The organism is Vibrio injensis (assembly GCF_001895205.1).
Taxonomy (GTDB): Bacteria; Pseudomonadota; Gammaproteobacteria; order Enterobacterales; family Vibrionaceae; genus Vibrio; species Vibrio injensis.
Window position 1 is genome coordinate 190,861 of record NZ_BDJF01000032.1, and the last position, 16,251, is coordinate 207,111.

At 45.1% G+C, this 16,251-nt stretch carries 14 protein-coding genes; 1 reads left to right on the top strand and 13 read right to left on the bottom strand.

Annotated features, from left to right (window positions below; translation table 11 throughout):
• Positions 1-83: 83 nt before the first annotated feature.
• From mazG to rlmD, 3 genes are all read right to left on the bottom strand, one after another.
• Positions 84-887 carry a nucleoside triphosphate pyrophosphohydrolase gene (gene mazG, locus BSR11_RS16675; RefSeq protein ID WP_072671505.1) on the bottom strand — a complete coding sequence of 268 codons (804 nt, stop codon included), beginning with the start codon at positions 885-887 and terminating at the stop codon, positions 84-86.
• Between the two features lie 114 nt (positions 888-1,001).
• Positions 1,002-3,221, bottom strand: coding sequence for a GTP diphosphokinase (gene relA, locus BSR11_RS16680; RefSeq protein ID WP_072671453.1), 2,220 nt, complete (start codon positions 3,219-3,221; stop codon positions 1,002-1,004).
• A gap of 66 nt (positions 3,222-3,287) precedes the next feature.
• Positions 3,288-4,610 carry a 23S rRNA (uracil(1939)-C(5))-methyltransferase RlmD gene (rlmD, locus tag BSR11_RS16685; protein WP_072671454.1) on the bottom strand — a complete coding sequence of 441 codons (1,323 nt, stop codon included), beginning with the start codon at positions 4,608-4,610 and terminating at the stop codon, positions 3,288-3,290.
• 213 nt (positions 4,611-4,823) lie between these two features.
• Here rlmD and barA point away from each other — a divergent pair, with 213 nt between their 5' ends.
• Positions 4,824-7,601, top strand: coding sequence for a two-component sensor histidine kinase BarA (barA, locus tag BSR11_RS16690; protein WP_072671455.1), 2,778 nt, complete (start codon positions 4,824-4,826; stop codon positions 7,599-7,601).
• Between the two features lie 20 nt (positions 7,602-7,621).
• Here barA and acpS read toward each other — a convergent pair whose 3' ends face one another.
• The 10 genes from acpS to BSR11_RS16740 form a co-directional block, all read right to left on the bottom strand.
• Positions 7,622-8,014, bottom strand: a complete 393-nt coding sequence (gene acpS / locus BSR11_RS16695) for a holo-ACP synthase (RefSeq protein WP_072671456.1) — start codon at positions 8,012-8,014, stop codon at positions 7,622-7,624.
• Positions 8,015-8,020: 6 nt separating this feature from the next.
• Entirely contained in the window at positions 8,021-8,752 is a 732-nt protein-coding gene (pdxJ, locus tag BSR11_RS16700; RefSeq protein WP_072671457.1) for a pyridoxine 5'-phosphate synthase, read from the bottom strand.
• Positions 8,749-9,474, bottom strand: coding sequence for a DNA repair protein RecO (gene recO, locus BSR11_RS16705; RefSeq protein WP_072671509.1), 726 nt, complete (start codon positions 9,472-9,474; stop codon positions 8,749-8,751). Before recO ends, pdxJ begins: the two co-directional genes overlap by 4 nt.
• Positions 9,475-9,618: 144 nt before the next feature.
• Positions 9,619-10,584, bottom strand: a complete 966-nt coding sequence (era, locus tag BSR11_RS16710) for a GTPase Era (RefSeq protein WP_072671458.1) — start codon at positions 10,582-10,584, stop codon at positions 9,619-9,621.
• A complete protein-coding gene (rnc, locus tag BSR11_RS16715) occupies positions 10,577-11,254 on the bottom strand; it encodes a ribonuclease III (RefSeq protein ID WP_072671459.1) in 678 nt (225 codons plus the stop codon). Before rnc ends, era begins: the two co-directional genes overlap by 8 nt.
• 37 nt (positions 11,255-11,291) lie before the next feature.
• Entirely contained in the window at positions 11,292-12,188 is an 897-nt protein-coding gene (gene lepB, locus BSR11_RS16720) for a signal peptidase I (RefSeq protein ID WP_072671460.1), read from the bottom strand.
• Between the two features lie 86 nt (positions 12,189-12,274).
• Positions 12,275-14,068, bottom strand: a complete 1,794-nt coding sequence (lepA, locus tag BSR11_RS16725) for a translation elongation factor 4 (RefSeq protein WP_072671461.1) — start codon at positions 14,066-14,068, stop codon at positions 12,275-12,277.
• 113 nt (positions 14,069-14,181) lie between these two features.
• Positions 14,182-14,652, bottom strand: a complete 471-nt coding sequence (locus BSR11_RS16730) for a SoxR reducing system RseC family protein (protein WP_072671462.1) — start codon at positions 14,650-14,652, stop codon at positions 14,182-14,184.
• Entirely contained in the window at positions 14,649-15,611 is a 963-nt protein-coding gene (gene rseB / locus BSR11_RS16735; protein ID WP_072671464.1) for a sigma-E factor regulatory protein RseB, read from the bottom strand. Before rseB ends, BSR11_RS16730 begins: the two co-directional genes overlap by 4 nt.
• Entirely contained in the window at positions 15,608-16,234 is a 627-nt protein-coding gene (locus BSR11_RS16740) for a sigma-E factor negative regulatory protein (RefSeq protein ID WP_072671511.1), read from the bottom strand. Before BSR11_RS16740 ends, rseB begins: the two co-directional genes overlap by 4 nt.
• Positions 16,235-16,251: the final 17 nt, after the last annotated feature.

Consider the following 16,251-nt stretch of genomic DNA (forward strand, 5'->3'; position numbering starts at 1 on the left):
AAGTCGGTGCTTTTTCTTTGCTCACCATGGTTGATTAACTCGCTCAAAATGACGCAGTAAGAAGATCCATGCGATACATGGAGTCAACGAACCTTTCGCTCTTGTCTTTTTACTTGTTCCCATAACGCATCTAACTCATTTAATGTCAGGCTGGTTAACGGTTGCTGAGCTGATGATGCTAATTGCTCTACGGCTTGAAAACGACGTACAAACTTATGATTGGCTTTATTTAAGGCCAGTTCAGGATCCTTACCTAAATGACGAACCAAATTCACCGTCGCAAACAGTAAATCTCCCAGCTCTTCTTCTACCTTTTGCTCATCAACGGGCACTTGCAATGCTTCCGTCATGACTTCATCCAACTCTTCCTGCACCTTCTCCGCCACAGGGCCGATACTTGCCCAATCAAAACCAAATTGAGCGCATTTTTTTTGGATTTTGTTCGCGCGAGACAAAGCCGGTAACGCCTGTGGTACTGAGTCTAGAATACTTTGTTCTGTTTTGCCTGCTTGCTGCTTTTCTTTACGTTTTTCGGCTTGCCAATGGGCGTTGAGTTGCTGCTCATCGGCAAACTTGGCGTCAGAAAAAACATGCGGATGACGGCGAGTGAGCTTTTCATTAACGGTGTCTACCACATCAGAAAAATCGAACAAACCTTGCTCTTTAGCAAGCTGGCTATAAAAAATCACTTGGAACAGTAAATCACCGAGCTCTTCTTGTAAGTTGGGCCAATCTTGCTGGACAATCGCATCGACGACTTCATAGGTTTCTTCGATGGTATGCGGAATAATCGTCTCAAAGGTTTGTTGTTTATCCCATGGGCAGCCATGCTCTTTATCACGTAACTGCGCCATAATCTGTTCAAGTTGTACAATAGGATGAGACATATTTTCTCTTTCTTGATACGTCATAACGAGGTCAATGAACATCATCGCACCTCGTTATTGAAGGGTGAATCAACGACATTACGCTATCGCGATTCGCACTAATGGTCGCGGGGCTTAACCCAATCGTTTGACGAGCATGACATCTTTGATCTGCTCTGTGCGTTTGATGATCCGCTGTAGAACTTCAACACTGTTCACCTCTAACTCAAAGTCCATAATCGACAATTGACGTTTATAATCACTGCGACTTTTCATGCTGATCACTTTCACTTTCTCGTTAGCCAGTAATGTGGTGATGTCTTTTAATAATCCACTACGCTCCATCGCTTCAATACGTAACGTTAAGCGATAAGTTCCAATAAAACCTCGTCCCCACACGGTATCAATGATGCGCTCAGGCGCATGGTGACTCAGTTCTTCAAGTTGCTCACAATCGCTACGATGTACCGAAATACCACGCCCTTGAGTGATGTAGCCACGAATGTCATCACCAGGGATCGGCTGACAGCAACGAGCAAGATGGGTCATTAAATTGTCTACCCCTTGCACCACGACTGCATCCTTATGAGTGGTTTGAGTCGTTGTCGCTTTTACTTCACCCGCTAATTTTTCTAAGGCGAGTTTATCCTCTTCTTCAGCGGTAGGCTTGTTAACTAAGGCATTGATATGGTTGATTATTTGATTGATGCGTAAATCACCACTACCGACACCCACATACAACTCATCGGCACTGTTAACATTGAAACGCTTTAATGCGTACGCTTCAGCGTCTTTTAACTTAGCACCAATTTTTGCTAATTCATTTTCGAGAATTTCACGTCCCGCTTCGAGATTTTTTTCTCGGCTCTGTTTACGGAACCAAGCATTAATTTTAGCGCGAGCTCGACCAGAATGAACAAAGCCTAATGACGGATTTAACCAGTCACGTGAAGGATTAGGCTCTTTGGCAGTAATAATTTCGACTTGGTCACCCATGTGTAATTTATGGGTAAACGGCACGATACGCCCTGCGACTTTAGCGCCAATACAACGATGGCCCACTTCTGAGTGAATATGGTAAGCAAAATCGAGCGGTGTGGCGCCCATCGGTAAATCGACGACGTCACCACGAGGTGTAAAGGCATAGACCCGATCGTCAAAGACTTGACTACGCAGTTCATCAAGCATTTCACCAGAATCCGACATCTCCTCTTGCCAATCAAGCAGCTTACGCAGCCAAGTGATTTTCTCGTCATAGCCACTACGCGCAGCCGATGCCCCTTCTTTATATTTCCAGTGCGCGGCAACGCCAAGCTCAGACTCTTCATGCATCTGTTTAGTTCGGATCTGAATCTCTATGGTTTTGCCTTCGGGGCCTAAAATCACCGTATGGATCGACTGATAACCATTAGGCTTCGGGTTAGCCACATAGTCGTCAAATTCGCCCGGCAAGTGTTTATACTTAGTATGCACGATGCCCAATGCGGCGTAACAATCTTGCAATTTATCAGCGATAATTCGCACCGCTCGCACATCAAATAACTCGTCAAAGGCGAGATTTTTCTTCTGCATTTTGCGCCAAATGCTGTAGATATGTTTAGGGCGACCACTCACCTCGGCATTGATATTTAACGCTTTCATCTCTTGGCGTAGATCATTGACGAAATCACGGATATATTGCTCACGAACGATACGCCGCTCAGAAAGCTGTTTAGCGATTTGCTTATAAGTGTCCGGTTGTTGATAACGAAACGCGTAATCCTCAATTTCCCACTTGAGCTGACCAATCCCCAAACGGTTGGCCAATGGCGCATAAATATTGGCACACTCTTTCGCGGCTGCGCGACGCACTTCATCGGGCTGATCTTTCACTTCGCGTAAGTTACAAATACGTTCCGCTAACTTAATCACCACACAACGAAAATCATCAACCATCGCTAACAGCATACGTCGAACATTATCAACTTGTGCCGATGCTTCACTGCCCTGCATGGTGATATTGAGCTGACCAATCGCCGCCATCTCTTCGACCCCATGAATCAACTTGATGATCTCTTTGCCGTAATGCTCTTCAAGTTCTTCTTGATCCAGCAAACCGCTGGTGGCAATTGGAAACAGTAGCGCTGCCACTAAAGTGGCTCTATCCATCGACAAAGTGATCAAAATTTCGATCATCTCACGCCCACGCCATAGCAATATTGGGCCTTGAGAATGGCCATCAAGCCAATGCTCACACTGACGATAGACTTCCGTTAGCCTTACCGACGTTTTGCTCTCTTGCTGTAAACTAGCAATCCATTTTTCTAGTTCAAACTGTTCGTCTGGGTTTAAATGTGCGCTACGAACTGCAACCATAGAGATAATCCTAATTTTTTAGATTTTAGGGTATCGACTGACTTTCGCTCCCGAAAGTTCAGCCAGTTACCGATTTTTTACAAACAAGGCCATCGACTCTAGATGGCTAGTATGAGGAAACATATCAAGCATAGCTAATTTCGCCAAATGATAACCTTGATTGAGTAAACTTTGGCTATCACGAGCTAAGGTTGCGGGGTTACACGAAACATAGACAATACGTTCCGCCGCCAGCGCCCCGAGTTGGTCAATGATCCCAGCCGCACCTGCTCGCGCAGGATCGAGCAATATTTTATCAAACTTTTCCGCCGCCCACTCAGCCTTCGTCATATCTTGTTCCAAATTGGCTTGGTAAAACGCACTATTATTGATCTGGTTCAAATCGGCATTTTTACTGGCCACCAAGACCATCTCATCGACGCCTTCAACACCCACCACATAGTGAGCAATGCGTGCCAACGGTAAGCTAAAGTTGCCTAAGCCACAAAAGAGATCCAATACTCGATCACTAGATTGAACGTCTAACCATTCGATAGCTTGAGCAACCATACGTTGGTTGATTGACTGATTGACCTGAATGAAGTGAGTAGGCAAAAAATGCATCGTCACTCCCGCCTCTTGGTAGTAGGGCGCTTCACCTTGTACATGCTCCAACGGCTGGTTATCCGTCAACAAATACAATGCCAATTGATGACGCTGAGCGAATTCAGACAAACGTTGTTTATCCGCGCTTGGTAACGATCCTAAATGGCGTAATAAAAGCACGCTGGTATTATCAGCCTTAACCAGCTCGATATGTCCTAGTTGTTCAGGATGCTGAAAACCGCTCAATAAGGGCTTTAACTCAGCGACGCATTGATTAAGATGAGGATCCAGTACTGGGCAATCGGTAATGTTGATAATACTTTTACTCTGTTTACGCCGAAAACCAACCTGCAATTGCTGCGTTTTTTTATCCCACCATAAACTGAGCCGCGCTCGACGACGATAGCCTTTATCTTGCTCAGTGATCGGTGCCGATAATGGCACCGTTTGCTTAGCGAACTTACTCATTAAATGACTAAGAGTCTGCTGTTTATGGGCCACTTGCGCGCCACGAGAGAGGTGCTGTAAATCGCATCCACCACACTGCTGATAATGTTGACAAAATGGCACGACACGCTCAGGACTGGGTTTAAGCACTTTGATAAGCTTTGCCCGCGAAAATTTGCTTTTACTCTCAGTGAGTTGAATTACAACTTCTTCACCAGGCAACGCTCCGTCAATAAAAATCGGTTTGTCTTGCTGATACGCCATTCCCGCGCCGAGATGATCCAGCTTCGTCACCATGACTGACTGATGTTTAGATTGAATCGAGGTGTTCTTCTTCGCTTGGAAAAAACGTGCCATGCTTTATGCCTAAGTGTGATTTATAAAAAGGTTTTTGCCCCAGCATCACTATTCTGTGTGGGGAAGATTGTCGAAGCCATGACTCTTGCATTAAGCTATAGTGGCTTAGTGTTGAGAATAGACAGCTCGACAATAATAGCGATTGATTGAATAACTTCGCCCAATGTAATGCGGGTTATTTTCCCATATCCACACCACGATGTTTAGACAATAATGACCAAATATGGCTTACGTGCGCGTGTTATTACCCTGACTTTAGCACCAACCTTAATTATTGGGTTACTGCTTAGCGCTTTATTCTCATTCAACCGTTACCACGATTTGGAAATTCAGGTTCTCAATTCTGGTGCAAGTATCATTGAACCACTGGCGATTGCCAGCGAAGAAGCGTTAAAAAACCAAAGTAGGGAATCGGTACGACGGATCATTAGTTACGCTCATCGTAAACACTCGAAATTAGTACGCAGTATTGCGGTATTCGATGCTCGCCATGAGTTATTTGTGACCTCCAACTTTCATCCCAATTTTGAAAGTTTGATGTACCCTAAAGAGCAACCGATCCCAGTTCTCGGCAGTGCCCAGCAACATGATAACACCCTTATTCTCCGTACACCGATTTTGGCAGAAAGCCGCCTACTCGAAGATAATACGAATAGCGCGCGTTCGGTACCGGTACTGGGTTATATTGCCATTGAATTAGATCTCTCCTCGTTGCGTTTACAACAATATCAGGAGATTTTCTCCGCCTGCTTAGTGTTAATTATGGGCCTAGTGCTCTCTAGCGTTTTCGCCGTTCGTCTCATGCACGATGTGACCCGTCCTATCACCCATATGAAAAACATGGTTGACCGCATTCGGCGCGGCCATTTAGATGTTCGAATTGAAGGGAAAATGCATGGTGAGTTGGATTCACTGCGTAAAGGCATTAATGCCATGGCGGTCTCGCTATCCGAATACCATGTAGAAATGCAACACAGCATTGATCAAGCTACCTCAGATCTGCGCGAAACTCTTGAGCAATTAGAGATCCAAAACGTTGAACTGGATATTGCCAAAAAACGCGCTCAAGAAGCCGCTCGAATTAAATCTGAATTTTTAGCCAATATGTCACATGAGCTGCGTACTCCGCTCAATGGGGTGATCGGCTTTACGCGTCAAATGCTAAAAACCCAGTTAACCAATAGCCAAACAGATTATCTGCAAACCATTGAAAAATCAGCCAATAACTTATTAACCATCATTAATGATATCCTCGACTTCTCAAAACTTGAAGCTGGTAAGCTAGCACTTGAGAACATCCCTTTTGAATTCCAAGAAACCTTAGAAGAAGTGGTGAATCTACAGGCCACCAGTGCCCATGAAAAAGGCTTAGAGATCACTTTAAAAGTCGATCCGAAAATTCCGCTCGGTCTTGTTGGCGATCCGCTGCGTATTCAACAAGTCTTGACTAACTTGGTTGGCAACTCAATTAAGTTTACCGAACGAGGTAATATTGATATTAGCGTTGAAATGCGCTCACAACGGGATGATATCGTTGAGCTGCAATTTATGGTTCGCGATACTGGGATTGGTATTTCGGAGCGCCAACAAGCTCAGCTATTCCAAGCTTTTAGTCAAGCCGATGCGAGCATTTCACGCCGTTACGGTGGCACAGGTTTAGGTTTAGTCATCACGCAAAAATTAGTTGGGCAAATGGGCGGCGAAATCAGTTTAACCAGCCGACTGCATCAAGGTTCTACATTTTGGTTTACGCTGCGTTTACCTGCGACAACCATGCCTATCAGCGATTGGGTTGATACGCAGGCACTATTGGATAAGCAGTTATTACTTGTTGAACCTAATATGCAAGCCGCTTCTATTGTCCAACAACAATTAGTCCAAGCTGGGTTAACGGTTACCTATCGCTCATCGATGCCTGAAGATTCCGAACACTACGATTATGTCTTACTGAATTTATCACCAGCCAAAGAAACCGACACCAGCTTAGCCGAGCAATGGATTCAGCAAGCGCTGCAATTAGCACCGCATGTGATTATTGGTACACCAAGTACCGAGCTTGCGTTAGCCGACCAACTGATGAAGCACTACCCAGTTCAATGCGTCACTAAACCGTTGTCACGCCGTAAGCTATTACAAACCCTATTAGCTCATCAACCGACATTGCCGACGCCTATCGAGCAACCACGTGAAATAGATAAACTGCCCTTGACCGTAATGGCGGTTGATGACAACCCAGCCAACTTAAAACTGATCAGTGCATTGCTGCAGGAAAGGGTTGCAGAGGTAATTACTTGCAGCGATGGAATTAGCGCGGTAGAACAAGCGACTCTGCGCGCCTTTGATATCATTTTAATGGATATTCAAATGCCGCATATGGACGGGGTTACCGCTTGTAAGGCAATTAAACAATTACCGCTTAATAGCACAACACCAATCATTGCGGTGACGGCTCACGCTATGGCTGGAGAACGAGATCGACTACTAAAAGCAGGCATGGACGATTATCTGACCAAGCCGATTGAAGAGCATATTTTACAGCAAGTGTTGGTTCACTGGAGTCCAGCCCACTTAACTCACGGTGTAGAAAAGCTGCCTTTAAGCCATCATCAAGCAGAGCTCAACCCCACCCCGTCCTCTCCCTCAACTTCAATGGTGATTGATTGGTCACTGGCCTTGAAGCAAGCCGCAGGAAAAGAAGATTTGGCCAAAGAGATGTTACAACTGTTGGTCAATTATCTTCCTGATGTGATTCAAGTGGTCAATCAAGCACAACAAGATGATCAGTATGCGTTAGATGATTTACTGCATCACATCCATAAACTGCACGGAAGCTGCTCTTACAGTGGCACGCCATCATTGAAAAGCATCTGTGCCACCTTAGAACAGATGCTGCGCTCAGGGAGCCGAGTCAGTGATATCGAGCCTGAATTATTTGAACTGCAAGATGAAATGGAGAAGTTACTCAATGAAGCGCCACAATACCTCAACTAAAGCGCAGCAATGATGAGTAATCAGTTCGACGGAAAAAATGACTCAAGAATCACCGTAGCGACGGCGTAATGTCGCTCATCGGAAAGGGATAGATGAATGGATGTGACTTGCATGGCTTCGGCGAGTTGCTTCGCTCGGCCATGCAGAGTTAGATGGGGTTTACCTTGGGTATCGTTGGTGATTTGAAAATCATGGAACGTAACACCACAAGCGATACCAGTACCTAAGGCTTTCGCCGCCGCTTCTTTAGCGGCAAAACGTTTGGCTAAAAAGCGCGCAGGCTGTTTTAAAGCCGCACATTTAACCTGCTCTTCAGGAGTGAGGATCCGCGCCGCAAAGGCGCTACCACTACGGGTAAGCACCTTCTCAATGCGTTCAATCTCAGTAATGTCTGTGCCTAAGCCAACAATCATCGACGATTAACGACGCACGTTATCCATGATGGCTTTCATATCCGCGACCGCTTTGCTCAAACCATCAAACACCGCTCGGCCAACAATCGCATGACCAATGTTCAGCTCATAAATTTCAGGAATAGCAGCAATTGCCGCTACGTTGTGGTACGTCAAACCATGTCCAGCATTGACCGTAATACCAAGATCGCTGGCGTAGGCTGCCGCTGCCGCGATTTTTTTTAGTTCGTTTTGCTGCTCTGTCTCATTAGAGGCTTCTGCATAATGCCCAGTGTGCAATTCAATAAAAGGCGCACCGCATGCTTTCGCGGCGTCAATTTGCTCACGATCGGCATCAATAAATAGAGAAACTTTAATTCCTGCAGCGGTCAGTTTTTCCGTCGCAGCTTTCACTTTATCTAACTGCCCCTGTACGTCTAACCCCCCTTCAGTGGTCAGCTCTTCACGCTTTTCTGGTACCAAGCAGACAAATTCAGGCTGAGTGTTTAAAGCAATTTCGAGCATCTCATCGGTTACCGCCATCTCAAGGTTCATCCGCGTTTGCAAGGTTTCACGCAAAATACGCACATCACGGTCTTGAATATGGCGACGATCTTCTCGCAGGTGAATGGTAATGCCATCCGCACCTGCTCGTTCAGCGATCTCTGCCGCATGCACAGGATCAGGATAACGGGTACCACGCGCGTTACGTAACGTGGCAACGTGGTCAATATTGACACCTAAAAGAATTGAGCTCATGTTTCTATACTCCGTGCTCTAGATAGCGTTGTGGGTCGGAACAACTCCCGACTTTTTAAAGGTTTACCGCCAAGATAAGGCTTTAAAGCAATGCGTGTAAAGCGCTTTGCGGCTTGTAATTGATTTTTGGTGGTAAAGCGTCGTTCACTGATCGCAATCAGCTCATCACCATAAAAAGTCAAGTTATCGCGTCTTACCGACGCAATAAAGCCTTTTTGTTCACGATAACGATAGGTCATCGTCGGAGTGATGGGCTCACCCGTGCCCGCACAATGTAAAAAATCAACGCCATAGCCAAGAGAGGACAATAATGCCAGTTCGAAACGACGCAAAGCTGGCTCAGGATTATCACTTTGCGCTAACTCAGTCAGCGCAAATAGATAATCATGAAACAGTGCGGGGCTAGGAACATCACTCGCCAAGACTCGGCCAACTAATTCATTGACGTACATCGCTGAATAGAGACTGATGCCACTTAAAGGAAGGCCTAAACTGATTGACTCAGCTTGACGTAATGTCTTCATGGTACTGTTGCCAGACCATTTTAATAATAATGGAGTAAACGGCTGCAAGGCGCCTTTAAGCTGAGAACGCTTGCCACGAGCCCCCTTCGCCATCAACGTTAATCGTCCATACTCTTCACTAAAGACGTCCAAGATTAAGCTTGATTCGCTATAAGGACGGCGATTAAGAACAAAGCAACGTTGAAAACCATCAATCATAACAACACCAATCACTCCAGTCAGAGTACAGCGTAGAAGACCAAATAGACGATAACATCGCGCAATATCACTGTAGGATCTGACCATGGCGATGGAAAGAGCCGCGTAAAGCGACTCCGTTTGGTTTAACTCACTAGGCGCAATTTATAGATCGTCAATATAACCTAATGAACGCAAAGCTCGCTCATCATCTGCCCAGCCAGATTTCACTTTGACCCAAGTTTCCAAATAGACTTTGCGTCCAAACAGCTCTTCCATATCGAGACGGGCTTCGCGACCAATGGTTTTTATTTTCTCACCCTTTTTACCAATAACCATTTTTTTCTGGCCAATCCTTTCGACCAAAATCAAAGCATTAATATGGAAACCATCGGTTTCTGGGTTGTAATCAAAACGTTCAATCTCTACGGTAACCGAATAAGGTAATTCCTCACCGGTAAAGCGCATTAATTTTTCACGGATGATTTCCGAAGCCATAAAACGCTGTGAACGATCGGTCACATACTCTTCAGGGAAATGGTGCGTTGCTTTTGGTAAATGATGACGAACATGCTGATGCAACACATCAATATTTTTCCCCAACTTAGCCGAAATAGGCACAATATCGACAAAGTCCATTAAGCTAGAAAGATCCTGCATATGGCGCATCACATCGTTACGATCTTTGACGTTATCGACTTTATTGATGCATAACACAACTGGGAAATTGGCTTGACGCAGTTTGTTAAGCACCATCTCGTCATCAGCAGTCCAGTGTGTACCATCCACCACAAACAGTACTAAATTGACATCACTGAGTGAGCTACTGGCAGCACGATTCATTAAACGGTTGATCGCCCGCTTTTCTTCAATATGCAGCCCGGGAGTATCAACATAAACCGCCTGATAATCACCCTTGGTATCCACGCCCATAATACGATGGCGAGTGGTCTGTGGTTTACGTGAGGTAATGGAGATTTTTTGCCCAAGAATATTATTTAACAGGGTAGATTTGCCGACATTAGGGCGACCGACAATGGCGACAAAACCACAGTGTTGATTATCGGGTGATGAGCTCGGTTGTTGATCGGATGCGAAGTACGCATCGATATCGAATTCTTTATCAGCCATGGTTTAATTGCTCCAGAGCGGTTTCAGCCGCTGCTTGTTCGGCTTTACGGCGGCTAGTGCCTTTACCTATAACGGGTGTGGCAATGCCGGCAACATCACACGATACCGTAAACTCTTGGTTGTGTGCTTCCCCTTTAATATTAGTCACAATATAGACAGGGAGCGGACTACGTCTACCTTGTAAGAACTCTTGCAAACGTGTTTTAGGATCTTTTTGCGACACGCCAGGTTTGATGGCATCGAGTCTCGGTTGATACCAATTTAAGATGATACCGCGCACCATCTCAATATCACTATCCAGATAAATTGCCCCGATAATCGCTTCTACGGCATCAGCTAAAATTGAATCACGACGAAAACCACCGCTTTTTAGCTCGCCTGGACCTAATTTTAAGTAATCTCCCAAGCCAAATTCTCGGCCTAACTCCGCAAGGGTATTGCCGCGTACGAGTGTGGCACGCATGCGGCTCATATCACCTTCATTGATCTTAGGAAAGCGACGATATAGCTCGTCCGCAATAACAAAACTTAAAATTGAATCGCCCAGAAACTCAAGACGCTCATTATGCTTACCATTGGCGCTACGATGAGTAAGCGCCAATTCCATAAACTCAGGATCATTAAATTGATAACCGAGTTTGGGTTCTAATCTATTAATTGGAGAATTCATGCTCTCTCGATGTGTTACGGGTCAGCAAACTGCTGACCTAATTAATGCCACCTATACGATTAAATCGCACTCCGGTTGGGATCCAAGCTGGCAAGATGCTATCTGCTGATCGTTCAAATTCAAAACTGATCCAAATTGCTACGGCTTTACCCACTAAGTTTTCTTCTGGTACAAAGCCCCAAAAACGGCTATCAGCACTGTTATCACGGTTATCACCCATTACAAAATAGTGCCCTTGTGGAACAATCCACTCATTAACACCCGCGCGAGGTTGATAATCTCGAACATTATCCATTCGTAACGGGTTAATTAAAATGCTGTGCGCCTGTTGCCCCAACTGCTCATCCATCTGCATTAATGGAATATTATTCTGTACAAACTCGCTTTCAAGTACGTTAGATAACTTCACCGTTTGGCAACGAGAATCTTGTTGAGTTTGAATGCAAATTTCTTTGTTTGAGTTGTAGCGAACAATATCGCCCGGCATGCCAACCACACGCTTAATATAGTCAATACTTGGATTAGGTGGGTATTTAAATACCACTACATCGCCACGCTCAGGCTTACCAGTTTCAACCAATTGTGTGCGCCATACAGGATCTTTAAGGCCATAGGCGTATTTTTCAACCAGGATAAAATCCCCGACCAATAACGTTGGCATCATCGAGCCAGATGGGATTTGAAATGGTTCAAAAATAAACGAGCGTAATACTAAGACAAAAGCGATCACTGGAAAAATCGACACCGCATTTTCTACCCACCAAGGCTGTGGCGCGATTTTGCTGACAACTGCCGCATCAATTCCATTGGTTTCGTTCTGCACTTGAGCTTGTTTTTGTAGACGTTTTTTTGACCATAGCCACTTTTCCAACGCCCAGATGATTCCGGTCACGAGGGTAACGATCACCAAAATGAGTGAAAATGTATTCGCCATTGACTTCCCTTATCTAAAAATACGAAAGTGAAAGGGCCAAGACCCTTTCACTTGAGAACAAATGCTGAACGCACGATGCAAAAAAATTAATCTTTACCTACGTGCAAGATAGCCAAGAACGCTTCTTGTGGTAACTCTACGTTACCAATCTGTTTCATGCGTTTCTTACCTTCTTTCTGCTTCTTCAACAGTTTTTTCTTACGGCTAATATCACCGCCGTAACATTTCGCCAATACGTTTTTACGTAATTGCTTAACCGTTGAACGGGCAATAATATGGTTGCCAATCGCCGCTTGAATAGCGATATCAAACATCTGACGAGGAATGAACTCTTTCATTTTCTCGACCAACTGACGACCACGATTTTGAGCAAGATCTTTATGAGTGATGATCGCCAACGCATCGACTTTCTCTCCATTAAGGAGTACATCGACTCGAACCATGCTCGATTCTTCAAAACGTTGAAAACCATAATCCAGTGATGCATAACCGCGTGATGTCGATTTCAAACGGTCAAAGAAGTCTAAAACCACTTCTGCCATCGGAATATCGTAGGTCAACGCTACTTGGTTACCATGATAAATCATATCCACCTGAGTACCGCGTTTTTCAACACACAAGGTAATCACACTACCTAGGTAATCGGATGGCACTAAAATATTACAACGTGCAATTGGCTCACGAATTTCTTCTATGTCATTGATCGCCGGTAATTTAGCCGGACTATCGACGTAGAGTGTCTCTTTATCGGTTTTAAGCACTTCATAGACAACGGTTGGTGCCGTCGTGATCAAGTCCAGATCGTACTCACGCTCTAAACGCTCTTGGATGATCTCCATGTGCAGCATCCCTAAGAAGCCACAACGGAAACCAAACCCTAACGCCGCAGACGTTTCTGGTTCATAAAACAGTGACGCATCATTGAGACTCAATTTACCCAAAGCATCACGGAAGTTTTCATAATCATCCGATGAGACAGGGAAAAGTCCTGCGTAAACTTGTGGTTTTACTTTCTTAAAACCCGGTAACGGTTTTTCACTGCCATTCTTAGCAAGGGTTAACGTATCACCAACGGGAGCACCTAAGATATCTTTAATACCGCAGACGACCCAGCCTACTTCACCACAACCCAATCCGTTGGTATCAACCTGCTTAGGAGTAAAGATACCAATTCGATCCACACCCCAGACTTGGCCAGTGCTCATGACTTTGATCTTGTCGTTTTTCTTCAGGCTACCATTTTTGATACGTACTAAAGAAACCACACCTAAGTAGTTATCAAACCAAGAGTCAATGATCAACGCCTGTAACGGTGCCTCTGGGTCCCCTTCTGGGGCCGGTATTTGAGAAACAATTTTCTCTAATACATCATCGACACCTAAACCGGTTTTAGCGGAACAACGAACGGCATCGATGGCATCAATCCCAACAATGTCTTCGATCTCTTCTGCAACCCGCTCAGGCTCTGCAGCTGGTAGATCAATTTTATTGAGGATAGGCACCACTTCGAGATCCATTTCAATGGCCGTGTAACAGTTAGCCAAGGTTTGAGCTTCAACCCCTTGACCAGCATCCACTACCAATAAGGCACCTTCACAAGCGGCAAGAGAACGCGATACTTCATAAGAGAAGTCAACGTGTCCCGGAGTATCAATAAAGTTAAGCTGATAGGTTTGGCCATCTTTAGCGAGATAATCGAGTGTCACACTCTGCGCTTTGATGGTGATACCACGTTCACGCTCAAGATCCATGGAGTCAAGAACTTGCTCTGACATTTCACGCGAGGTTAATCCGCCACAAACTTGGATTAATCGGTCAGATAACGTCGATTTACCATGGTCAATATGGGCGATGATCGAAAAGTTACGAATGTGCTTCATAGGCTTGGGATGACTAAACTCTTTGCTGATTAGGGAATAAGAAACGCCACCGAAGTGGCATTTCATTTAAGTTGGCCGATTCTACCCAATTTCGCTAGGCTTCGCACCATAATTTAGGCGATCGGCTCACCAAAGACACGTAGCAAGATCACCTGCTGTGATGAGTCATTTTCTAACTGAGTAGAAAAATATTTTGCGATCACAACGCCTAAGCCCATAAACAATAGAGCACAAGCAATCACGATGCCTTCCGATGCTCCTAACAATGGCGCAAACCACAGTTCTCCCAATACCGCTCCCACAATCATCATCAATAGTGGAACTAAATAGACCAAGGCTGCTGATTGAAGTAAGCTTTTTTCAGGTAAACCAATCTCAACGATTTGCCCGATGGTGACTGGTTTATCGGTCACTAAGCGCCAAAACAAAGCTTTGTTGCCTATCGCTTTTGAGACTATCCCCGTCCCACAGCTTTTGACTGAGGCACATTGGTTACAACTGGTTTGCTGATCACAACTCAACGCAACGAGATAACCTCTGGATTGAGGCTTTACCTCAGTTACGGTGGCTAGCGCGGTCATCATGGTGAGACCTCAGGACGACTAAACGTGATCGATTGAGCAATACGCTGCGCGGTTGCTGGAGGTATATCACCAACCACAGAGATTTCATTATCACCATTGATCACGCTGTGTAAGGTGCGTCGACCTTGCCGAACTAACTGACCTTTGAGTGAATGATCATCACGAACGGAGACATACACAGAAAAATTAAACAGACCGTCGGAAAACATTTGACTCTCGACTAAACGCTCTGTCATCGCCATCCGATAGCGATTTAACTCAAGAGGTTGAAAACCATCGGGTTTCCACCCTACCTGCCAAAAAGTTTGCTGAATATTACCTTTAGGTAATGACAGTACTTCAGGCAGTTGAACCTTATTCAGTCCAGACATTAGCGTAGCCAATTGATCATTAATCGAATAAGAAATAGTACGGTACTGCTCAAGCACTTCTCCATCGCGATCAACTAAATCGGCACGTAAAGGTAGTGAACTGTGTTCATCTATCCACAGTACATAGGAATAGCGTAAACCATCTTTAGGTACAATCCGCAAGACTTGGCAGGCCGCCCCAGCTTCACGAGCGCGTCCCATCTTAACAAAATCGTAGTATTGACCAAGCTTAGCGACATCACTATTGAGCATCGGAATGGTTGGCGCGACCATAGTGCCAGATTCAATCGTAAAAGGCTCAACACCGGGTTCGATGTAGCTGACTTCATTACCACGACGAATCACTTCTCGTACTGGACCACTGAGATAAATCAAATGCGCAAATTGTTGCTCATCTTGCCGAGCGTGACGATACAGCAAAGGCTCAATGCTGTTTTTCTTTAGCAGAATATAAGAGAGTTCATAATTGAGATGCTGACTTGCGTCGTTCATCTGATGCAACAAAGCCTCTGCAGATAATTCCTCTGCAAAGGCCTGAGTCACATGCAAACTGAACAGTGCCAGCACACTGATCAGGACTTTTTTCATTCCATTACCGGTTCAGCGAGTTGAGTGTGGGGGGCCAGATTATCACTATTTAATCTTAGCTGTAGTTCGTAATCTTGCAGTAATGCATTAATCCGTCGACGCTGCTCTTGCATACTAGCTTCATTACTGCTGTGTCGATTGACGGAATCACGCGTCAAACTCACAGGTTCAGCGCTGCCTGAGAATGGGATTGTCTGCAAGACCGGTATTTGATCGTCTTGCACACCGACGGTATCATTACCACCGTATTGTTGCACGCCGATAATCACCGCTAACGACACGCTAGCAGCAATGGCTACTTGCCCAAATTGGCTAAGCCAAGCGGGTAACTGGCGACGAGCTTTTTGCGCCGCAGGCTGCTCTTCAAGTCGAGGCTCAGCAGATTCAGTTGTTGTGACGACGCTTAACCGAGTATGAGCAGGTTCATTTTCTAGAGCGAGAGCGACCCTTCCAGCAATATTCCATTCTGGACTCACGGGTGCATCACCACGCATGACATCACCGATCAAGTGGTAGTTTTTCCACGTATCGAGACTTTCATCATCGTGGGCGATCGTTTGTAACAACGATTTATCGACCACTTCGCCATCCATAAGCGCTGAAAGCTTTTCTTTGTCAGCCATTATTTTCACCATGTTTA